18 protein-coding genes are annotated in these 22080 nt (G+C 59.7%); 5 read left to right on the top strand and 13 right to left on the bottom strand.

The features are described from left to right. Positions 1-4: 4 nt before the first annotated feature. Positions 5-1411: an FAD-binding oxidoreductase gene (locus tag CAF73_RS13955; protein WP_085703005.1), complete on the bottom strand. Its 1407-nt coding sequence runs from the start codon at positions 1409-1411 to the stop codon at positions 5-7. Positions 1412-1462: 51 nt separating this feature from the next. Beyond that, complete coding sequence (locus CAF73_RS13960; protein WP_085696208.1) at positions 1463-2278, bottom strand: AraC family transcriptional regulator; 816 nt, start codon at positions 2276-2278, stop codon at positions 1463-1465. A gap of 264 nt (positions 2279-2542) precedes the next feature. Here CAF73_RS13960 and CAF73_RS13965 point away from each other — a divergent pair, with 264 nt between their 5' ends. Next, positions 2543-2815 (top strand): DUF1652 domain-containing protein, encoded by a 273-nt coding sequence (locus tag CAF73_RS13965; RefSeq protein ID WP_011334086.1) that lies wholly within the window; start codon positions 2543-2545, stop codon positions 2813-2815. A 57-nt stretch (positions 2816-2872) separates the two neighbouring features. Here CAF73_RS13965 and CAF73_RS13970 read toward each other — a convergent pair whose 3' ends face one another. Then, positions 2873-5347: a UvrD-helicase domain-containing protein gene (locus CAF73_RS13970; protein ID WP_085703006.1), complete on the bottom strand. Its 2475-nt coding sequence runs from the start codon at positions 5345-5347 to the stop codon at positions 2873-2875. 278 nt (positions 5348-5625) lie between these two features. Here CAF73_RS13970 and CAF73_RS13975 point away from each other — a divergent pair, with 278 nt between their 5' ends. Beyond that, a complete protein-coding gene (locus CAF73_RS13975) occupies positions 5626-6321 on the top strand; it encodes a pirin family protein (protein WP_085696210.1) in 696 nt (231 codons plus the stop codon). Between the two features lie 61 nt (positions 6322-6382). Here CAF73_RS13975 and pgm read toward each other — a convergent pair whose 3' ends face one another. The 4 genes from pgm to CAF73_RS13995 form a co-directional block, all read right to left on the bottom strand. Then, positions 6383-8029, bottom strand: a complete 1647-nt coding sequence (gene pgm, locus CAF73_RS13980; protein WP_085696211.1) for a phosphoglucomutase (alpha-D-glucose-1,6-bisphosphate-dependent) — start codon at positions 8027-8029, stop codon at positions 6383-6385. 76 nt (positions 8030-8105) lie between these two features. Continuing rightward, entirely contained in the window at positions 8106-9536 is a 1431-nt protein-coding gene (locus tag CAF73_RS13985; protein WP_085703007.1) for a PLP-dependent aminotransferase family protein, read from the bottom strand. 49 nt (positions 9537-9585) lie between these two features. Continuing rightward, positions 9586-11040, bottom strand: a complete 1455-nt coding sequence (locus CAF73_RS13990) for a hypothetical protein (protein ID WP_085703008.1) — start codon at positions 11038-11040, stop codon at positions 9586-9588. Positions 11041-11586: 546 nt separating this feature from the next. After that, on the bottom strand, positions 11587-12609 hold the full coding sequence (locus tag CAF73_RS13995; protein WP_011334080.1) for a zinc-dependent alcohol dehydrogenase family protein: 1023 nt from the start codon (positions 12607-12609) through the stop codon (positions 11587-11589). A 270-nt stretch (positions 12610-12879) separates the two neighbouring features. On the opposite strand from CAF73_RS13995, the gene CAF73_RS14000 reads away from it, so the two are divergent. Further along, positions 12880-13794 (top strand): LysR family transcriptional regulator, encoded by a 915-nt coding sequence (locus CAF73_RS14000; protein WP_074690647.1) that lies wholly within the window; start codon positions 12880-12882, stop codon positions 13792-13794. Positions 13795-13858: 64 nt separating this feature from the next. Here CAF73_RS14000 and CAF73_RS14005 read toward each other — a convergent pair whose 3' ends face one another. The 6 genes from CAF73_RS14005 to CAF73_RS14030 form a co-directional block, all read right to left on the bottom strand. Continuing rightward, positions 13859-14620, bottom strand: coding sequence for an SDR family oxidoreductase (locus CAF73_RS14005; protein WP_085703009.1), 762 nt, complete (start codon positions 14618-14620; stop codon positions 13859-13861). 29 nt (positions 14621-14649) lie between these two features. Continuing rightward, on the bottom strand, positions 14650-15477 hold the full coding sequence (locus tag CAF73_RS14010; RefSeq protein ID WP_085696215.1) for an EamA family transporter: 828 nt from the start codon (positions 15475-15477) through the stop codon (positions 14650-14652). 64 nt (positions 15478-15541) lie between these two features. After that, on the bottom strand, positions 15542-16459 hold the full coding sequence (gcvA, locus tag CAF73_RS14015) for a transcriptional regulator GcvA (protein WP_085696216.1): 918 nt from the start codon (positions 16457-16459) through the stop codon (positions 15542-15544). Between the two features lie 42 nt (positions 16460-16501). After that, a complete protein-coding gene (locus CAF73_RS14020) occupies positions 16502-18484 on the bottom strand; it encodes an FUSC family protein (protein WP_085703010.1) in 1983 nt (660 codons plus the stop codon). Then, positions 18484-19392: an HlyD family secretion protein gene (locus CAF73_RS14025; protein ID WP_085703011.1), complete on the bottom strand. Its 909-nt coding sequence runs from the start codon at positions 19390-19392 to the stop codon at positions 18484-18486. Before CAF73_RS14025 ends, CAF73_RS14020 begins: the two co-directional genes overlap by 1 nt. A 12-nt stretch (positions 19393-19404) precedes the next feature. Beyond that, the gene (locus CAF73_RS14030; RefSeq protein ID WP_085703012.1) at positions 19405-19593 is read right to left on the bottom strand and encodes a DUF1656 domain-containing protein; all 189 of its coding nucleotides are present in this window, start codon (positions 19591-19593) and stop codon (positions 19405-19407) included. A gap of 137 nt (positions 19594-19730) precedes the next feature. Here CAF73_RS14030 and CAF73_RS14035 point away from each other — a divergent pair, with 137 nt between their 5' ends. Both CAF73_RS14035 and mexE read left to right on the top strand, forming a co-directional pair. Further along, the gene (locus tag CAF73_RS14035) at positions 19731-20540 is read left to right on the top strand and encodes a helix-turn-helix domain-containing protein (RefSeq protein ID WP_085703013.1); all 810 of its coding nucleotides are present in this window, start codon (positions 19731-19733) and stop codon (positions 20538-20540) included. A gap of 272 nt (positions 20541-20812) precedes the next feature. Then, complete coding sequence (gene mexE, locus CAF73_RS14040) at positions 20813-22066, top strand: multidrug efflux RND transporter periplasmic adaptor subunit MexE (protein WP_085703014.1); 1254 nt, start codon at positions 20813-20815, stop codon at positions 22064-22066. The last annotated feature ends 14 nt before the right edge of the window (positions 22067-22080 follow it).

The following is a 22080-nucleotide window of genomic DNA, read 5'->3' on the forward strand; positions in this document are numbered from 1 at the left end:
ACGTTCAATGCATGAAACCTTCCATGAACCCGGCCACCCGGCTGGCAAGCTTGCGCCGCCAGGGCGCGGTCGCCGGGTTGGCCAGGGTCTGATCTTCGTGGACAAAGCTTTTGATGATCGCGTTGTAGCCGAGCCAGCGGCACGGCTCCGGCTCCCAGGCTCGCAGTGCGTGGATCCCGCCGTGGGGCAGCACCCACGGTTGATGTGTCAGCTCGGTGTCGCGCTCGAGAATCAGATCCGCAAGCGTCCGCCCGCCCAGGTTGGAAGCGCCGACACCCTCCCCGCCATAGCCGCCAGACAGCGCGATGCCGTTGGCCCGATCACAGAGCATGTGCGGTTTGAAATGCCGGGACATGCCGAGATTGCCGCCCCAGGCGTGGGTGATCTGCACGTTTTTCAGTTGAGGGAACAGCTCGCCGAACAGATAGCGGCGCAGCTCGACTTCATCGCGGGTCAGGTCGAAGTTGTGGCGCAGCTTGCCGGCGAATTGATAGCCGCCACGGGCGCCGAAGATCAGCCGGTTATCAGCGCTGCGCTGGCCGTAAGTGACCTGACGGCTGAACTCGCTGAAAGCCTGGCCCCGACTGAGGCCGATCGCGTCCCAGGTCGCGGCGGACAACGGCTCGGTGGCGACGATCAGGCTCTGTACCGGTAATTGATAACGGCCCAGCGGTGGCAGCGTGACCGAATACCCTTCGATCGCCGGGACAATCCAGCGGCTGCGCACGCTGGCCTTGTCGGTGCGCAGGCTGCCGGCCTGCCAATGGGTCACCGGGCTGTTTTCGTAAATCTTCACCCCCATGCTTTCGACGGCTCGCGCCAGGCCCCGCACCAGTTTTGCCGGGTGAATGGTCGCCACATGTGGCGCGAAGATGCCGCCGTAAGGTTTGGCGAGGCGCAGCTGCTGCGCCAGCTGTTCGGGGCTGAGCCAGCGGTAATCGTCGTCGGTCAGTCCCTGGGCGTGGAGTTTTTTCAGGTAATCGCGAAGACTGACTTCCTGCTCGGGATAGCGCGCGGCGCAGTACAGCACCCCGCCTTTGCGGTAATCGCAGTCGATGCCTTCGCGTTCGAGGACAGTCGCCACCTCATCCGGAATGCCGTGCAGCAAGTCGTAAGAAGCGCGGCGTTGTTGCGGCGACAGCCCTGCCAGCAGGCGATCTTCCCCCAGCAGATTGCCCATCAACCAGCCGCCATTGCGGCCGGACGCACCGAAGCCTGCGGTTTGCGCCTCGATGATGGCGATGTTCAGGCTCGGCGCCTGTTGTTTCAGGTAGTACGCAGTCCACAACCCGGTGTAACCGGCGCCGATGATCGCCACGTCGACGTGCAGGTCCTGCGCAAGCGACGCACGCGCGGTCAGCGGCTCGTCGAGTTGGTCCATCCACAAACTGATAGTGCGCCACGCCGGCATGCAAGACTCCGCCAATCCAGGTTTCGATGGCGTCGATCCTAGAGGCAGAACTCAGGAATTGTCTTGCGCGCGTGTCCGCAAAGAAATTTGCTTCGCGTAGGCCTTGGGCGACTGGCCGGTGTGCTGGCGAAAGCAGCTATAGAACGCCGACAGCGAATTGAAACCGGCGGCGAAGGCCAGTTCGTCGATGCGCAGCGGCGCAGCAGCGTTGTCCAGCGACCGCAATAGATGTTGCAGCCGCGCCTGATTGACGTAGCGGTAGAAGCTTTGCCCCAGCACCTGATTCAGCAAATAGGAAATCTGGTTGCGGCTGTACCCGCACTCCTTCGCCACCCGTTGCAGGTCGAGTTCGGGGTCGAGATAAGGCTGCTGACTTTGAAAATACTGCTGCAAGTCATCGGCCATGAAGCTCAACTGGCGCGGCGACAAACCCAGCCGACTCACGGCCGGGCGCTGGCTGCTTGCCGTCGGGCTGTCGGCCTGTTCGCGCACCAGCGAGGCATATTCGTTGACCCGCCAGATCTGCCCGTCCTTGACCGTGATCGCTTCGCTGGACCGAAACGACACCAGCCCGTTACCGCCGCGCAACGTCACTTCGTATTGAATGAACGCGGTATTGCCGTCGATGCGGATGCGGTCGCAATGCTCCAGCGCTTCGTCGGATTCACGCGGCATGCTGACCCGGACGTACTCGCGCAACTCGTCGAGGCCAAGCACGCGGTTCTGGAAGAAATCGTTGTACTGGATGTCCGGGTGGTACAGCGCCATCACCCCATCCAGGTCCCGGTGTTTCCAGCACAAGTGATAGCGCATGACCGTTTCGGCCGTGGCCCGGGTCTGTTCCGGGCCGTCATCATCGGCGTGCATAAGGGACTCTTGGAAAAAGAACCGAGCTTGCCCAACTTCTGGCGCTGCATCAATAACCCGACCGTGATGGCATTTTGGCGACGATTGGAGTGAACCGTGACTTACATCAAAAAAGTCCGCGCAATCGCTAAATGAACTGAAAATTCTCACAGGAAATTCACATTCAGATGCTACTTTTAAAGGCAATCACCGGTTGGGCCAATGAAGGCTCTTCCCACCTAACATGAGCAAACGGAAGCGCTCGATGAAGAAGGCGGGCAACACATGAATAAAGGGTCAAGCAAGGTCACGTTCCCCAATGCGTGCCAGCTGATGCGCTGGCATTTTCATCCAATGGGTTTCGAGGCGACCATGGATGCGCCCGGCAGCCTGGTCGCCCGCCTGTTCGATCGGGCCAGCGGCGAAACCCTGATCGCGATCGCCGGCATTCCCTGTGCCACGGTGATGAATGCGGCGGATGTGGAGCGAATAATCGAAGCTGTGGAGGATGAGCTGGAGGCTTTCATTCCTCCTGAATCTCTCAAGAGTTACGCATAACTTGCTGATTTAAAATAAAAAAGCCCGCTTATGCGGGCTTTTTTATGGGCGCCAAATTCAGGCCGTTTTCTTCTCTGGCCGATGATCGATGAAGAACGGTTTGCCCTTGGTTACCCGGTCCGAAGCCCGAGGCATATTCACCGCCTGACTGTCCTGAGGCTCGACATACCAGTAGCAATGGCTGACTGCGCGGGTGATGCCGACATAGGCCAGGCGCAGGATTTCGTCTTTTTGCGCGCTGTCGTACGGCTCGCTGTCACCAGCCTTGCCGAGTCCGGCCATGCGATAGACCTGATTCTTGTAGGGGGAACTGGTCAGGTGCTGGCAATCACCCAACAGGAAGACCGCGTCGGCCTGCAGGCCTTTGGCGCTGTGATAGGTCAATTGTTTCAGGCGTCGCGCTTCGTAAGGCAAGCTCGAATCCACATTAACTACAGATTGAATATGCTGCTCTATCAATGACTTATCGCTACTTTTTCGATAGAGCATCAGGATTGAATCGCCGTTTCGATAGTGTTCTGCCAGACGCTGGCCGAGTGCCTGATCGTCGCGCTCCAGCACGTTGACGGGCTGCAACGGCTTCTCCTCGCCGCTGGCTTTTGCCTTCTTGCCCGGGATCGCGGGCGCGGCACGAACGATGTGTTCTGCCGCGTCGATGATGTGCTGATGACTGCGATAGTTGTCACTGAGCATTACACGGGTCGTGCTCGGCGACGGGAACTCCTTGTTGAATTCCATGAAGTAACTCGGCGAACTGCCGCGCCAGCCGTAGATCGATTGCCAGTCGTCGCCCACGCAAAGCAGAGACGATCGCTGCGCGCCTCGCCCGACGTGCATGGCCGGGCCGCGGCTGCGGATTTCCAAGAGGCTGGCACGAATCCACGAAACGATCTGCGGCGAAACGTCCTGGAACTCATCAATCATCAGGTGCGACATCGGGCGCAGCAGCTCATCGCTGAGCAGTTTGAGGTTTTCCGGTGAGTGCTCGCTGAACAGCGCGAACATCCGGTTATAGGTCATGATCGGCGGCTTCTGATCCAGAAGGTGATCTTCCAGAGCGCGCCAAAACAGACTCAGGGCCTCGAAGAAAAACCTGTCCGGATCGTCCTTGGCGAAACTCATGCGGCCGACGGCGTCCGGTACGTCGAGCCCCAGGTTCTCGATGAAACCTGCGGCGGCGACAAAACAGTCGAGCAACGGCGCGGACGCCAGCTCGCCCTTGACCTTGTAGTCGAAGCCCGGACCGGCGCTGACATCACCTGCAAGCGTGGCCAACAAGCGCTTTGAGGATTCATAACTATCCATCCAAATCAATGGCTTGCGACAGAAAGCTTGAAACAGGGTGCGCTTGACTGCCCACTCTGCACGAACCGTCAGCTTGGCGTTGGGACGGCAGACCTGCGGGTTTTCCCGAGGATCGAAACCCAGCACAACCCAAGCATCCAGACTCGGAATATAGCCGTGGCAATGGAACGACGCGCCGTTGATGTCGAATGTCTGGCGGCTCGGCTCGATACCCTTGATCGGCCAGGCGCCAGCGCGAAGCCACATGTCCTCGATCATGTCGCACAACTCTTCATCCCGTCGGGCCGCGAGTTCCGTTACAGCGATGCGCTTTTGCACGTCCGGGTGATCGCGCTCCAGTTCCTTGAGTTGCAAGGCGTGGCGGGACAACGGTTGGATCAATTGCGCGAAGCGCGGGTCTTCGTTGTAGAGGCGGTGGTAGCAGGCGTTCAGCTGCTGGCGTTGCGTGTCGTTGATGCGCAGATCGAATGGATTGCTGTCGACGTCTTCGTCACCCGGCTGCGCGCGGTGGCTGAGGTTTTCGAATGCCTGCAAGCGCTCGAATCCCGGCAGACTGCGGACCATCGGCAGGATTCGCGAGTGGAAGGTGCGCACCAGGTCTTTCGCAGCTTTTTGACTGAGTGCCCGGCCCCATAACGCGAACAGTTCGATCATCTTGTTGATGAAGTCCTTGCGCGACTCGCGAGTGAAAGTCACCACGGTCATTGAATCGAGCTCAAAGCCGAGGTAATGGGTCAGCAGCAGGATCCGCAGGACCAGCGTGGTCGACTTGCCGGCTCCAGCGCCGGCAATCACCGAAGTTGACGGGGTATCGCTGAAAATCATCTTCCATTGCGCAACGCTTGGCTGGGCGTGGGCTGGCAGCAGGCGCGCGACGTCGGCTTTCATGCGCTTTTTCAGTTCTGCGCTGAGCGGCAGGCGCCAGTCGTCGAACAGGTGATTGTCGATACCCGGCGGGCGATGCTCGGGGTTGCGGCTGTCGCGGATCAACAAAACCTGCCGGCCCTCTTCCATCCCGTCAGCCTTGCCTTCCTTGTACCCGTATTCCACGCCGGCAGTATGCCCGCTGCGAAAGCCGTCGGCCTGGCCGTGCAACCACGAAGCCCGGTGCTGGGCACGCAGTTGCGTCAGGCCGTGCCCAAGGAAACGCGCAGCCAGGCGCTTGAACCAAGGCATCTCGGCCAGGGGACGAAGTTCGGGAGGAAGATCGGGGGTGTGTTGCGCCACGCTGACGGACTCCGGATGTGAGGCTGTTGGGAGCTATGGTGTCTGCATTTGCTTTTTTGTTCTAGCGAAATGCTTAGAGGTCATTGGTTTAGGCGATGAATTGAAAGTCGGATGAGACGGTTTCGAGCCTTATTAATATCTATCGATTCGATTGGAATGCCGCACTTTTTACGCTTTTTATCGATGTTTGGCTGATAGATGATGCCTGTCATCAATCACCGGTCTCGCTTCGTGGCTCAGGCATCGCGCCCCATGACGAACCTTTTGAGGAGACGATCATGCTTGAACTCAGACCTTTCAGCTCGCTGGGCGGCGCCCATCACGGCTGGTTGGATGCCCATCACCATTTTTCGTTCGCCGAGTACTACGATCCGCAACGCATGAACTGGGGCAACCTGCGCGTGTGGAACGACGACATCATTGCCGCCGGCACGGGCTTCCCGACTCACCCGCACCGCGACATGGAAATCATCACCTACGTGCGTGAAGGTGCGATCAGCCATCAGGACAACCTGGGCAACAAGGGCCGCACCGAGGCTGGCGACGTACAAGTGATGAGCGCCGGCACCGGGATCGCCCACAGCGAATACAACCTGGAAGCCACGGACACCAAGATCTTCCAGATCTGGATTCTGCCAACTGAAACCGGCGCACCGCCGTCCTGGGGCGCCAAGCCGTTCCCGAAAGGCGATCGCGAAGGTTTCGTGACCCTCGCCAGCGGCAAGGACGGTGACGATCAAAGCCTGCGCATCCGCGCCGACGCGCGTTTGGTGGCGGCCACTGTCAAGGCCGGGGAAACGGCTGAATACCGCCTCGATGCCGGACGTCGGGCGTATCTGGTTCCGGCGACGGGTGTCATTGAAGTCAACGGCCTGCGCGCACAAGCTCGAGACGGTGTGGCGGTGGCTGATGAACAGGTGCTGACCGTCACGGCGCTGGAAGACAGCGAGATCGTGTTGGTGGACCTGGCCTGACCGGCGAATCGCGGGCACAAAAAAGGGCGACCTCAGGGTCGCCCTTTTCCGTTGTCTGGCGTTATTTAGCGCTGATCGCACCGTCTACCAGGGTTTGCGCTTCAGCCACCAGTTGCTTGAGGTGGGCGTCGCCGATGAAACTTTCGGCGTAGATTTTGTAGATGTCTTCGGTGCCCGAAGGACGCGCAGCGAACCAGCCGTTTTCGGTCATCACTTTCAGGCCGCCAATGGCCTGATCGTTGCCTGGAGCCTTGCTGAGAATGCTCTGGATCTTCTCGCCCGCCAGTTCGGTCGAGGTGACCTGCTCTGGCGACAGCTTGCTCAGCAGCGCTTTCTGTTCCGGATTGGCCTTGGCGTCGACACGCACCGAGAACGGTTCGCCCAGTTCATCAGTCAGTGCACGGTAGGCCTGACTTGGGTCGCGACCGGTACGGGCTGTCATTTCAGCGGCCAACAGGGCCGGAATCAGACCGTCCTTGTCGGTGCTCCAGACACCGCCATCCTTGCGCAGGAACGAGGCGCCGGCGCTTTCTTCGCCGCCAAAACCCAGCGAGCCGTCGAACAGGCCATCGGCGAACCATTTGAAACCTACCGGCACTTCGTACAGACGACGGCCCAGACGCTTGGCCACGCGATCGATCAGACCGCTGCTGACCACGGTTTTGCCCACGGCTGCGTCGGCACGCCATTGCGGACGGTTCTGGAACAGGTAGTCGATCGACACCGCCAGGTAGTTGTTCGGTGCCAGCAGACCGCCGGATGGCGTGACGATGCCGTGACGGTCGTGATCCGGGTCGCAGGCGAAAGCCACGTCAAAACGCTCCTTCAGACCGATCAGGCCTTGCATGGCATGGCTGGACGATGGGTCCATGCGGATCTGCCCGTCCCAGTCGACGGTCATAAAGCGGAACGTCGAATCGACTTCCTTGTTCACCACGTCCAGGTCCAGGCGATAGTGCTCGGCAATCGCCGACCAGTAACGCACCCCAGCTCCGCCCAGAGGATCGACGCCCAGACGCAGCTTGGCACCGCGAATGGCATCGAAATCGATGACGTTGATCAGGTCGGCCACGTAGGTGTTGACGTAGTCGTGACGATGGGTGGTTTGGGCCTTGAGCGCTTGTTCGTAGCTGATGCGTTTGACGCCGGCCAGTTTGTTGGCCAGCAGTTCGTTGGCCTTGGCTTCGATCCACTTGGTGATGTGGGTGTCGGCCGGGCCGCCGTTGGTTGGGTTGTACTTGTAGCCACCGCTTTGTGGCGGGTTGTGCGACGGGGTGATGACGATACCGTCGGCCAGGCCGGTGGTGCGACCACGGTTGTAGCAAAGAATGGCGTGGGAGACTGCCGGGGTCGGCGTGTAGTCATCACCTTCGGCAATCATCACGGTCACGCCATTGGCCGCCAGCACTTCCAGCGCGCTGGCCCCGGCTGGAGTCGACAGCGCATGCGTGTCGATACCGACAAACAGCGGCCCGGTGATGCCCTGGGCTTCGCGATACAGGCAGATCGCCTGGCTGATGGCCAAAACGTGCCACTCGTTGAAACTCAAATCAAAGGAACTACCCCGGTGCCCGGAGGTGCCAAACGCCACGCGCTGGGTGGAAACCGAGGCGTCGGGTTGACCGGTGTAATACGCCGTAACCAGTCGCGGGATGTCGACCAACAGTTCTGCCGGTGCCGGTTTGCCCGCAAAAGGACTGAGTGTCATGCAAAACCTCTGAAATAGAGTGGTTCAGGAAATTACACCGGAGTTTACTGGCAGTTTGGCCGAAGCGCGATGGGGTCTATTGCACACAGGCCGGGTGTTTACGCGCATCTGTCCGCGGAGCCAGTCGCAACGCATCCCCGAGCAGTCCGACAAGTCTTAACAACTCGTGCTCGGCGCTGCCTGTCACGCTCAAACGCATGTGTTGCGTGTGCAGGCCCTGTAGGCTGAACAACTCCCCCGGTGCAATCAGCACGTGCTGTTTGAGTAACCGATGAAACACTGCATCCATCGCGATCGGGCGTGCAGAGCGCAGCCAGATCGTTGCGCCGCCAGCGGGTTCCACAACCTGCAGAAAGTCGCCCAGACGTTCACGTATCAAATCGATCCATTGCGTTCGACGCTCTCTGAGCAAGCACTTGAGCATCGGCAAATGCTGGTCCACTCGCCCACTCGCGTAGAGTCGGGCGATGGCCTTCTGGCGGATCGGTGACAGGCGGAACGAACGCAGCAGGAAGTGACGCTGAAGGTCCGTACGCCATTGTCGCGCCAGTACAAAACCATAGGGCGCTTCGACCCCGATGACGTTTTCGAACATGGAAAACACCAACAGGCGGTCGGGATCCACCAGCTCGCGCAGCGGCGTTTCTTCGGCGTCGTCCAGCAACTCGCCGTGACAATCATTTTCCAGCAGCCAGGTGCCATGCTTCACAAGCAACCGCGCAATCGCCTGACGGCTGGACAGAGGAATGCGGCTGCCATGGGGCATATTCAATCTGGAGGACAGCAGGATCAGTCGCACCCGCTCGTTTGCGAGTAGCCTCTGCAGTTTCTGCGGGTCGAATGCGCCATCTGGCTGTAGCGGCAGCTCGATCACCCGAACCTCGGCGGACTGGAACAGACGCAGAATCATCCAGTCACACGGCGACTCGATCACCACGGTTGCGTGGCGCAGCTCAAGGGCGGCGATCAGGATTTCCAGCACCCCTCGCAGATCGGCACCGATATAGACGTCTTCGGCGTGCCAGCAATGGGCGGCCGATGTGGTGTAGCGGGCAGCCAGCAACGTGCGCAGTTCCAGTTCGCCGCAAGGCTGGGCCAGCGTCTGCAAGTGCCGGGGATACTGGCGCAACAACTCGCGTTCAAGCATCAGCAAGGGACGATCCAGGGGTTGGATCGACGCGGGCTCATCGGCACTCAATACTTGCATGCCGAAGCGTCTGGCATTCACGTAAACCGTTTCCAGCAAATCACTGCCGCACCCGGGTGGCATGACTGTCGATGTCGGCCGCGCGAAATATCCGGATTTGGCCACGGAATAGACCCGGCCTTCTTTTTCCAGCAACGCATAGGCGTATTGAATGGTCGAAATCGACACATTCAGCCGTTCCGCCAGTTGCCGTAGCGACGGCAGTCGAATGGCTTCCTGATTGCCCGGTTCGCTGATCAGCTGTGTCAGGTAACGATAGACCGCCTGATAGGCAAAGTCGGATTCTCTTGGCTCACTCATGAGCGTACGTCCGCAGACTTGTCCCCGTGGCCGGACAACAAAACCCCACTCAACCTTCCGCCGAACGGTCGTCCAGAGTGGCCTCGTGCTCGAGTAACTCCTGCGCTTTGGGAACATGTCCGTCCATCTGGATCGCTTCCATTGCGTACAACCGGCAGATCAGTCGCAGTGGCAGGCCGCTGACATCGGTCATCCATTGCAAGACCTGCTCCGGAGCGTGCAAGCCTTGCATGGCACGGTGCAGATCCGGCATGGCAACCAGCATGCCCGGATGACAGGTGCGCAGGAATCGCTCGAGGCCGGCGCCAGCGTTGATGAAAGGTGCGAACAGCAGGCAAACCAGTTGCTGTTCATTGAGGCCGAAATTCTTTTGCAGGGAAGCCGCGGCCAGCGATTGGTGCTCCGCGAGATCGAACAGATTGCCGAACGCCGATTTAAAGCGTTCGCAAACCTGCTCAGGTGTGTTCCTGCGGCGCATCGTTGCCAGACATTGCTGCTGATACTCCGAGACCCCGGCCCCATAGGTGCGTCCTTCGGTATAGCTGGCCTGCAAACCTTGCAGGTAGGCGCCGACCAGGGGATCGGCACACTCGCCGGTTCGCGCCTCAAGCATCAGATCGTCGGCCTGAAAGCCGAGGAAATCGCTGAGCAAGGGCCAGCGTTCCTCCATTTTGCCGACCACCATGTCGTCGATGCCGATATAGCTGGTACGACGGCAGGCTTCGAACTCACCGAGCGGTCGCCACGGTACCCGATCCTCCTGGGCATAGAGCTCGCGATAACAATCGCTGCCGAGGCTGTCGAGCAAACTGAACAGTTCATCGAACCCGCCGCCCTTGCGCGACAACCCGCCCATGCCGACCTTGCGCACGGCCCGGTCGAGGCCATCGAGAAACTGCTCCTGACGACGCGCGTTGTCGCTGTTGATCAAGGCGTCGACACCGTTGCTCCAGCGGGCGACCTGACCGTAGAACTCGGCGGTGGTCAGGTACAGGTCATCCCAAAGCGTCAACGGCTCATCCCGGTCGCGGCGATGTCCTACCATCAGCAGGTTGAGCCTGCCGGCTTCGCGCCCCTCGTCGCAGACAGGCGCCAGATGGTTGAATGGCAGGATCTCGCGATGATCCACCATCAAAAGTTCTACGCGTGGATCGTCATACAGGAACAGCGCACTGAAGCTGCGGTGCATGTTGTGCAATGCCGAAGCCGGTACGCCATTGCAACGCAAGGTGGCAACACGCAACTGAAACGTGGCAGGCGCGCGCCCGGCGATGCTCAACTGGGCTGCACGCAAAAGGGCCAGGCTGTAGCAGCAGTCGCGTGTGCCGGACTGGATGGCAAATATCTTGAATTCACCGATGCGATCCATGCCCCCGGCAGCAACTGCCAGGCGCTGGATCAACAGCTGCAATGCCGTGCGCTCGGCACGGGAAAAGAAACTCAGCAGTCGCTGCAATACTTGCTGGTAGACATAATTCATTGCCTGATCATGGATCGCGCTCATCAGTACTTCACCCGGTCTCAAAGGTTTTATATCGCACGGCCACGAATGGCGGACGCACAATCATTCTTCATTAATTAATAGTCGCTGAAATGCTAACACTTAAGCTTTTGTAGTTATTTGAAACAGTTGAGCCAGCGACATTTAGGAATCACGGCCGACACCGCCGAAAGCCCCGTCACTACTGGGCGCCTTCCGGGATAAAGTTTTCCTAGGAAACTTCTTACAACTCCCTGCATATAATTAGCACAAGAAAAAAAGAAGGGATTACATTGCACCCCTACAAACTTTAAACAAAAGTTTGAGGCGCAATGATAAACAGCCGATTGATGCTGTACGACACAAACAGAATGCACAGACATAGCTCATTCCTTGAGATGAAAGTAGTCATTCAATTATCAGCGTCTGGAGGGCAATTAGAAGATACAGATCGAGAGTAAAAACCAGTTCAGTTGCTGAACATCCCCAGGCTTCTGGCCCAGGGTTTCTCGATGTCTGAAGGATAAAACGCACAAGAGTCCGTGGGGCCACGGACTCTGACAGGGAAGATCAGGCAGGTTCGATTTGCAGGGCAACCCGCTCGCGGCATGGGCACTCGTCCATGTAGCGATGTGCTTCGACAAACTCGTTGAACGGGAACACACGAGTCTTGAGCGGCAGCAGCACACGGTCGGCAGTGAGCTGGTTGATATCACGCAAGGCGCGCTGCAAGGCGACATGGTCCTGAATGATGCCGAGCTCCGGCTTGCCGGTGAAGTTGCCGATGCAATGCACGAAGAACTGAATGTTCTTCTGAAACGCGGCACAGGCCGGGAACGGCGTCTGGTTGCCGCCCTGCAGGCCGTAAAGCACCAGGCTGCCACGGGGAGCCAGCACATCGCCAAGCAGCGACATCTGCGGTCCGCCGAGACCATCGAACACAACGTCGACGCCACGGTTGTCGGTGATCTTGTTGATTCGCATCAACAGGTCTTCTTCTTCGGTGACGATTACTTTCTCGGCACCGAGAGACAGCAGGTACTCACGCTCTTCCGCCGTTTTGGTGGCAGCAATCACCCGCACACCCAGCGCCTTGCCCAACTGTACGAAGGACGGCCCGGCGCAGTGGCTGGCGTCAGTCACCAGGGCGAACTGCCCGGGTTTGACCCGTGCCAGATCAACGTAACCGAAATAGGCGATCAACAGCGGCGTGTAATGCACGCTGGCCTCAATCGGGCTGAGCACGTCCGGATAACGGGTCAGCGCGGTGCGCGGCAGAACGATCAGTTCGCCGTAGACCGGGTAATCATTGGGGCTTTCGGCCGGGAAACTGGCCACCTTGTCGCCCACGGCCAGATCTTCGACGCCATCGCCGATGGCTGTGACTACGCCGGCCATTTCATGACCGAGGCCCGAAGGCAGACGCGCCTGGGACGACGCCAGATTCTGGCGCCACAGCGTGTCATACCAGCTGATGCCGATCGCCTCGACACGCACCTGCACTTCGCCAGGACCTGGCTGAGCAGCCGCATGCTCTTCGCATTTGAGCACCTCGGCTGGACCAAACTTGTGAAAACGGATCGTGCGGGACATCGCAAACCTCGTCAAAGTAACCTCTAATGCCCTGAACTCTATCTGGGCTTTCCAGCCAAGACTATCAGTGGCTATTAATAGTCGACATGCCTGTCATTGATTCCGCAGCATGGTCAGCATTGAGAAAATCCATGAAAAAACTGCTGCCAGCTTCTCAGTAAAGCTGAATTACCCGGTGCAGACTACCAGCCTTTCCCCGTAAGATTCATGCCGGCCATTGTTCTCATATGGTCGCTCTCGTCAAGCTTGATGACTCTGCCAGGACTCCAGATGAATCGTAATGACCTGCGTCGTGTCGACCTCAACCTGTTGATCGTGTTCGAAACGCTGATGCATGAGCGCAGCGTGACCCGTGCGGCGGAAAAGCTGTTTCTCGGCCAGCCGGCGATCAGCGCGGCACTTTCTCGCCTGCGCGGCCTGTTCGACGACCCTTTGTTCGTGCGCACCGGACGCAGCATGGAGCCTTCCGCCCGCGCGGTGGAAATCTTCGCCCTGCTCTCTCCGGCCCTCGACTCCATTTCAACCGCAGTCAGCCGAGCGGCAGAGTTCGACCCGGCCACCAGCACCTCTGTATTTCGCATCGGCCTGTCTGATGACGTCGAGTTCGCGCTGCTGCCGATGCTGCTCAAGCGCCTGCGCGCCGAGGCGCCCGGCATCGTGCTGGTGGTGCGCCGCGTCAACTACATCCTGATGCCCGGCCTGCTTGCCTCCGGTGAAATCTCCATCGGCGTCAGCTACACCACCGACCTGCCGGCCAACGCCAAACGCAAGGTCTTGCGCCGCAGCGCACCCAAACTACTGCGCGCCGATACTGTGCCGGGACCACTGAGCCTGGACGATTACTGCGCCCGTCCGCATGCGCTGGTGTCGTTTGCCGGCGACCTCAGTGGTTTCGTCGATGAAGAGCTGGAAAAACTCGAGCGTAAACGGCATGTGGTACTGGCGGTGCCGCAGTTCAATGGACTCGGTACGCTGCTGGCGGGCACCGACATCGTAGCGACCGTTCCCGATTACACGGCGGAAGCACTGACAGCGGCTGGCGGTCTGCGCGCGGAAGATCCACCGTTGCCTACTCGTACGTTTGAACTGCACATGGCTTGGCGTGGGTCGCAGGATAACGATCCGGGGGAAAGGTGGTTGCGGTCGCGGATTCAGATGTTCTTCGGCGACCCTGACAGTCTCTAGATTTCGCCGGGCGTTTGTTCATCTGATCACTTCAGGCGCACCTCGCTATTACAGCCCGCCCGACTCATTTACCGCCCGTTACGTCCAGGAATGTACCGGTAACAAACGAGGCCTGCGCGCTGGCCAACCACAAGATGGCCCGCGCCACTTCCTCCGGCTGGCCGCCCCGGCCCATCGGGATCGAGTCCTTGACCCGATCAACCCGTCCCGGCTCGCCGCCACTGGCGTGCATGTCGGTATAGATGTGACCCGGGCGGATACAGTTGACGCGAATACCCTCGCGGGCCACCTCTTTGGCGAACCCGATGGTGAATGTTTCCAGCGCGCCTTTCGAGGCCGCGTAGTCGACATATTCATTCGGACTGCCCAAGCGCGCCGAAGCCGACGAGACATTGATCACCACGCCGCCCGCACCGCCATGCCGCCGGGACATGCGTTTCACAGCCTGCTGGGCGCACAGTATCGGCCCGAGAGCATTGACCGCAAAGATGCGCTGCATGCGCTCGAAGCCAAGGTCCTCAAGGCGTGACTGTTGCGCCAGCACGCCAGCGTTATTGACCAGGACATCGATGCGCCCGAACGTGTGGTCGATTGCTGTGAAAAGCCCTGCGACCTGCTCGGGGTCGGCACTGTCGGCGCGCATCGCCAACGCCTTGCGTCCCATCGCTTCGACATCTGCCGCAACCTTCAGCGCGGCGGCGTCATTGGCAACGTAACTTATCGCGACGTCGTAGCCTTGTTCAGCGGCGAGTCGGGCGGTGGCGGCGCCCACTCCCCGACTGCCACCTGTGATCAGAATCAGCGGAGTCTGCGAGACGTTAACCATGAAATTACTCCTTGGCAGATGAAGCCGAGTCAGCCGATGATGATCGCGCCGCTGGCGATCACCACACAGGCCAGCATCCGGCGGACGGTAAGTGTTTCACCGAGGAACAGGTACCCAAGCAACGCCGCGAACAGCACGCTGGTTTCACGCAAGGCTGACACCGCGCCCAGCGGGGCTTCGTTCATCGCGTAAATTACGATTGCATAAGCAAGCAGAGAGACCAGCCCACCCATTGCCGCAGCGAACATTCCGGGCCGGATCGAAAACAGGCTGCGGGCATCGCGCAGACCGATGTAGACCGCCGGCATCAGCACGCCCCACAAGGCACTCATCCACACCGTGTAGGCAAGCGGCGCACCGGAAAGCCGCGCGCCAATGCCGTCGATCACGCTATAAGCCGCGATAAAGCAACCGGTTCCCAGTGCATAAGGCAGGCTTGGCACCGACAGGCTGCGTCCCCGGAAGGCCAGCGAAATGATTCCGCCTGACACCAGCGCAATGCCGAGCAACTGGCCGGGGGTGATGGTTTCGCCGGCAAACAACACGGCGCCGAGCGTAATCAACGCAGGTGATGAGCCGCGCGAAATCGGATAAATCTGTCCCAGATCGCCGACCCGGTAACTGCGCACCAGAAACAGGTTGTAGCCGACATGCAGCAAGGCCGACAGCAGCGCGTATCCCCAGCTCTGAGGTGCAGGCGCTGCCATGAACATCGCGGCAACTGCGCAAACCGTGGCAATTGCAACGCACATCACCGTCATCGACCAGAGCCGATCGACACCGCCGCGCAACAGTGCATTCCAGCCGGCGTGCAGCAGCGCGGCGAACAGGACAAGGAGGACGAGATGAGTAGGCATTGGCCATTTTAGGCAGCCCGAACGGCAGGATTACAGAGAAGACTCCTCATTGCACCATGAGTGATTATTCATGTCTTGAAACTTGCCCGCCCTGCACTATCAGCGCCTCACCGAGTAACCATTCGCGAAAACACTCAATGTGCGGCTGCGTCTCAACGCCCTTGGGACAAACGAAGTAATAAGCGAGCGGCGACTGAAACGGCACATCGAACAGCCGCACCAGACGGCCATCGCCGATTTCGTTCTCGACATGCCCACTGCGCACCAGAGCAATACCCTGGCCGAGCAAAGCCGCCTCCACCGTCATATTGGTGTCGCCAAACCTGACGCTTTCCCGCAGTGGCGAAAACGCCAGCCCGACGGACTGGAACCACACTTCCCATTTCGGCGCGAGCTCAGCGCCGTCACGAGCCAGCAGCGGCAACTGCAACAAGTCGGCAGGACTGCCCGGCATTCCGACACGCTGCAGCAGTTCGGGACTGGCCACCGGGAAAACCTGCTCACCGAACAAAAACTGCGAATACAGACCAGGATAATTGCCCTTGCCCAAGCGAATCGCGACATCGGCTTCGCTGCTGGCGAAATGGATCACCTCGTCCGTGGTGTCCAGCGACACCAACAGTTCCGGGTGCTGGCGGGCCAGGTTCGGCAAGCGTGGCAGCAGCCATTTCAGCGCGAAGGAATAGGTTGTGCTGACGCTGAGCCGGACCCTGCCCTTTTGCTCCCGCAAATCAGCCAGCGTCGCCTCAAGGCTCATGAAGAACTCGCGCACAATCGGCGCCAAGGTAGCGCCCGCAGGCGTAAGCCGTAACGACTTGCCGCGTTCAAACAGCTGCAGGCCCCAAAGTTCCTCCAAATGCCGGAGCTGATGGCTGACCGCGCTTTGGGTCACATGCAATTCCTGCGCGGCGGCGGTGAAAGTCGGGTGCCGGGTAGACACTTCGAAAGCACGCAAGGTTGCGGTCGGGGGCAGATCTCTCATAAACACAGGGTCCGGGATTGGCCAAACGTCGAAGTATGAATATCAAGTCATGTTAGAGCGAAGGTTCGCTGGTTGCTTCTTGCGTGTAACGGGACTCGCGATGATTGCGTATTGCTCCAGCAGCCAGGCGAGTTCTTTGTAAACAATCGCCAGATGTTCCGCACCGAGCCGGCTCATCGCTTTTGCTGTGCGCCGTGCCTGTACTGCAGTGATCCCCGGCTCACCCGAACATCGAGCCATTCGCCGAATGCTGGCTCGCGCACATTGGGCGACGGCAGAATCAGGGTCCATTTCGTCCGTGCACTGTTGAATTCGGTTCAATTGCTTACTCAATTGCAGCGACAGCCATCCAGCTCGGTCATCAAGCTTGATATCGGTGCCAAGCAGATTCTTCAATGTAACGATTCGATGCTGCTGTTTCGATTGCCATTGCGGGTGATTGATAGTGTCTGCACGACGCAGCAGTGACCGGATGCCCCTTTGAATAGAGCGCTTCAGTGCTTGAACATCCCGTGCTCTGTCTCTCGGCATCATCTGGAACGCCAACAGGCAGACGGCCATGGCCACGAACCAGGCGAGCGACTGATTGGCAAAATCAGCGAAATCATAGACCGCCGTACCGCCAGTACTCACCAAGGTGTTGAAGCCGATCAGGTAAGCAACCCCTTGCAGCGCGTGGCGAGGCTGACTCGTCGCATGAATCCCGAACGACCAGAATGCCGCCAGCATCAGCAGCAACAGGGGGAAATCGTTGATCTGCGGCAACAGCAGAAACTTGCACAGCGCAGCGGCGACCACGGCATAAAATGTACCCCGGATAAAACCGGCCATGCCTTGTTCCGGCGCGGGAGCGGTCGCCAGCAGTGTGCAGCAGGGCCCAACGACAGCTAGCAGCGTGGGGCCCTGACCCCAACCGCTGAGATACCAGATGGCGCCGGCGGCCAGTAAGGCGAGCAGTGCCCTGCAGCCGTTGCGTGCGGCATCGGCGTAGTTGCGGTGGAAACGCACGACCCTTACCGGTTGCCGGCGAGGGTGATCGAGGCTGGAAAAGTGTTGCAAGGCTTCGCTCAGGTCGGTCAATTGTTCGCAGAATGGTCGTACGCCGGGGGTTGCCCCCGCGCAAGCCTCCACCTGAACACGCAGTTGCCTCACGGTCTGGGCACAGGCGTGATAGTCGTCGCTTATCCGGTTACTCAGCGCGAGCAGCGCCGCACTTGTTTGGGCGAGCAACGGCGGCTCGGTTTCCATGCCGCAACGGTCGTAGTGCATATCGAGCACCACGGCGTGTAAATGCGCCAGCCCTGCCTGAATCGCCGATTGCCGCGCGCGAAGCAGCGCTGACTCACCGCGTCCCAGCCCCAACAAATCGTCCACTTTGCCGATATCGATAGCGAGCTGATGAGCCTGTGTAAACCGCTCGGCGCGCTGTTCGCCCGAGAGGTGCATCGCAAGCAGCCTGGCACTGCGGGCACATACTTCGGCGAGCGTGCGTCTGATTTTGTACTCCATGGTCCTCGAGCTGAACAGCGTGACCACCAGACTCAGGCAAAGCACGCCGATTGCCACCGCTGTGCCACGGGTCACGATGTGCTCAAAAGCCTTTTGTGGCGCGACGATGGCGGGACCCAATGCGAGGCAAACGGTATATCCGGCCACGACGGCAGCGGTGGCCTGGTAATGACGCAACACGGTCATCGCCGCCACACACAAGCCCAGCCACAGGCCGATGCCGAGCAAGAACAGCAACATCTGTTGGGCGAACAGCCCGGTCAGGACGCAAGCTGCGAACAAACCTGCCAAAGTCCCCAGCATCCGGTAGAAGCCCTTGCCGCGAACCGCGCCTTGTACCGGCTGCACCAGCAACAACACCGTGGAGGCGCCCGAGAACGGCGAGTCCAGATGCAGCTGAAAGCCGAGCCACAGCGCCAATCCTGCCGCCAGGACGCTGCGCGATACGTAGGCGAAAGTGCCAGCCGCCCAGGGCCGAGGGATTGCCGCAAACAGCCGTATTAACAGACGGGTCATCACATGAATGCCTGCAACCAATGGATGAGGCGCCAGCGCTTCACCGCGTCGGGCTGCGTGACTTCGACGCTGGCGGTCATGCCCGCTGCCAACTCCACGCCCTCCGGTACGTTGTCCAGCTCAATCCGCACCGGCACACGCTGGGCCAGGCGAATCCAGCTGAAGGTCGGGCTCACCTCGGGCAAACCGCTGTCGTTGCGCACCTCATTGGTGTCCGCAATTCCCCTGCCCATACTCGCGACGTGGCCTTGGAGCAACGGCGCGAAACCCATCAGTTTGATTGACACCGGCGCGCCGATACGCACACCCGGTAACTTGGTCTCTTCGAAATAACCGGTGATCCAGAAACTGTAACCGTCGACCACAAACAGGTTGGTATGCCCAGCATCTGCGTAATCGCCTGGGTGCAGTCGCAGTTGCGTGACGTAGCCATCGACCGGCGAACGGATCGTGGTGCGCTCAAGGTCGAGTTGCGCCTGGGCAAGATGGCTGCGTGCCGCGTCCAGCCGCGATTGGGCCACCGCCAGTTCACGCGCGGCGTTGTCGACCTCTTCCCGGGCGATGGCTCCGGCCAGTTGTGTACGACGCTTGAATTGAGCGTTGCGCTGGTCGAACACACTGCGTGATTCAGTCAACTCCGCCATGCGCTGCTGCAGTGCCAGTCGATAAGAGCGCGCATCGATGCGATACAGCAAATCGCCCTTGGCCACCCATTGGTTTTCGCTGACCGCCAATTGATTGATTTGCCCGGACACCTCCGGTGCAATCCGCACAACCTGCGCACTCACGCGACCGTCCCGCGTCCAGGGCGCCAGTACATAGGCGCGCCAGAGTTGCAGGCAGAACATCAGCGCTAATGAACCCAGTACGAGAGTAACGGCAGGTTTGAGAATTTTGACGATAGACATGGTGACCCTCGCTCAGTAATGGACGACCAGCGCCGAGAGAACGATGAGCGAGACGAAGAAACGTGCGAGCGCGGGGTGCCACGCGCTGTCCAGCCAATGACGGGTTACACGTTCAATGACTCTGTAGGCCAGAAATGTCGTGCCGAGGTATATGAACAAAGGAGGAAAGTAGAGGTTGGCAATTGAGACTTCATTAAGCATGACAAGCACCCGAATCCAGATTTTCAGCGTTCGCCCGGCCGTGTCGGGCGTGTTGAAAATGCTAAGGAATCACCACGCTTGCCGATATTGAGTAGACTGCCAAAATATAATCAAATCCAGACAAGCGGCGCCCCTCCATGGCCGAAGCTCAGCCCTTGCAAGTCGATCAATTCGAATACGACAACCTCGCGCAACCTGCCGTCGCGTTGATGCTCGCACCCCAGCGCAACGACAGTGAGTCCGCCGAACACAAGCACCGCAAAGGCCAGTTGGTCGTGGCGTATCGCGGCGGCATTGTCTGTACGGGAGAAGATGGTGTGTGGATGGTCCCGTCAGGTTTCGGCGTCTGGATCCCCGGTGGCATTGCGCACAGCAACCGCGTTACTGCCAATGGTCAGGTGTGTTTCCTGTTCATCGAACCCGGCGCCGCATCAATGCCTCATCACTGCTGCACCCTGGCGCTGTCGCCGCTGATTCTGCAGTTGATCCTGCACCTGAGCGATCAGGCGCAGGATTACCCTGCTGAGTCGCGCACCTCACGGCTGGCCGGTGTGCTGCTGGAAGAGCTTGAACAGGCGCCGACCGAACAGCTTTATCTGCCACTGCCCGCCTCCAAACCGCTACGCACGATCGCTCGGGCCTTGGCCCAGAACCCCGCCCACCGCGCCACCATGGCCAATTGGGCACAACAGGTGGCGATGAGCGAACGCTCGCTGGCCCGACTTATAAAAGCCGAAACCGGGCTCACTTTTGGCCAGTGGCGCAAGCAATGGCAGATCATCGTCGCGCTGCAAAGCCTGGCCGAGGGGAAATCCGTACAAAGGACGGCTGAAGCGTTGGGCTACGAATCCGTCAGTTCCTTCATCAGCATGTTTCGCAAAACCTTGGGCAGCCCACCCGCGCGCTATCTGCGCAGTACGCATACATCAGCGCTGGCTGAGCGTTGAGCGTGAGGGGCGCCAGGGCCTGGTCACTTCTGCCGGACATTTAATCGTCGCGTAATCCTCACCGCGCAGGTTCAATCGCGACAGTTGCAGATCGCGCAACACAGAATTGTCATCAGCCAAATTGATAGCCACCTAACGAAAGGTGCATGCTAGAGGGCTTCGCTCGGGCTTATATCATTCCGAATGATAGTTACCTTCGTGTCATTCGATTCGTTTGCTTCCTACCCGCCGAGCATCATCCGCCCATCTTCAATACATTGGCGGATGCATCCATGGAACAATCACTCAAACATTTGCGCTTTCCGTTGGCTATGTTGGCCGTGCTGGTGATGAGCGCCTGCGGCAAGACACCGGAAACCGCCGCCACCATGCCTGCTGCCAAAGTCAGCGTGGCCAAGGTGCTGGAACAACCGGTCAACGAGTGGGACGAATTCACCGGGCGCCTCGAAGCGCCGGAAACCGTTGAAATCCGTCCGCGGGTCTCCGGCCAGATCGACGAAGTCGCCTTTACCGAAGGTGCGCTGGTCAAGAAAGGCGACCTGCTGTTCCAGATCGACCCGCGTCCGTTCCAGGCCGAGGTCCGCCGCCTCGAAGCGCTGGTTGCCCAGGCCCGCGCCAACGCCACCCGTAGTGAAAACGAAGCTGGTCGTGGCGAACGACTGCGTGCCAGCAACGCGATCTCCGCCGAACTGGCCGACTCGCGCACCAGCGCTGCACAAGAAGCACGCGCTGCAGTCGGTGCCCTGCAAGCGCAGCTGGATCTGGCCAAACTGAACCTGAGTTTCACCCGCGTCACCGCCCCGATCAGCGGTCGCGTCAGCCGTGCCGAGATCACTGCCGGCAACCTGGTGACCGCCGACACCACTCCGCTGACCAGTGTGGTGTCCACCGACAAGGTCTACGCCTACTTCGACGCCGACGAGCGTGTGTTCCTCAAATACACCCAACTCGCCCGTCAAGGTCAGCGCGGCGCCACCACTCCGGTGTACATGGGCCTGTCCAATGAAGACGGCAACCCGCATCTGGGCCAGATGAACTTTATCGATAACCAGGTCAACCCGAAGACCGGCACCATCCGTGGTCGCGCGGTGTTCGACAACAGCGACGGCAGCTACACCCCGGGTCTGTATGCACGCTTGAAACTGGTCGGCAGCGGCACCTACAACGCCATGCTGATCAACGACGAAGCGGTCGGTACCGACCTCGGCAAGAAGTTCGTGCTGGTGATGGATGGCGACAACAAGACTGCCTACCGCGCCGTCGAACTCGGTCCGAAGATCGAAGGCCTGCGTATCGTGCGCAGCGGCCTGAACAAGGACGACACGATCGTCGTCAAGGGTCTGCAACGGGTTCGCCCGGGCTCCCCGGTTTCGCCTGAAGTGATTCCCATGGCCAGCGAGCAAACCATTGCCGCTCTCGCTCAACAACGACAAGCGCTGGAAGCCAGCAACCTGCCTAAAGTCGCACCTGCCAAAGGCGCGCCGGGTTCGGTTGTGAAACTGGCTGCTGCGACCCCACGCGGTTAAGGGACGACAACTTC

Source organism: Pseudomonas sp. B15(2017), from assembly GCF_002113215.1.
Lineage (GTDB): Bacteria > Pseudomonadota > Gammaproteobacteria > Pseudomonadales > Pseudomonadaceae > Aquipseudomonas.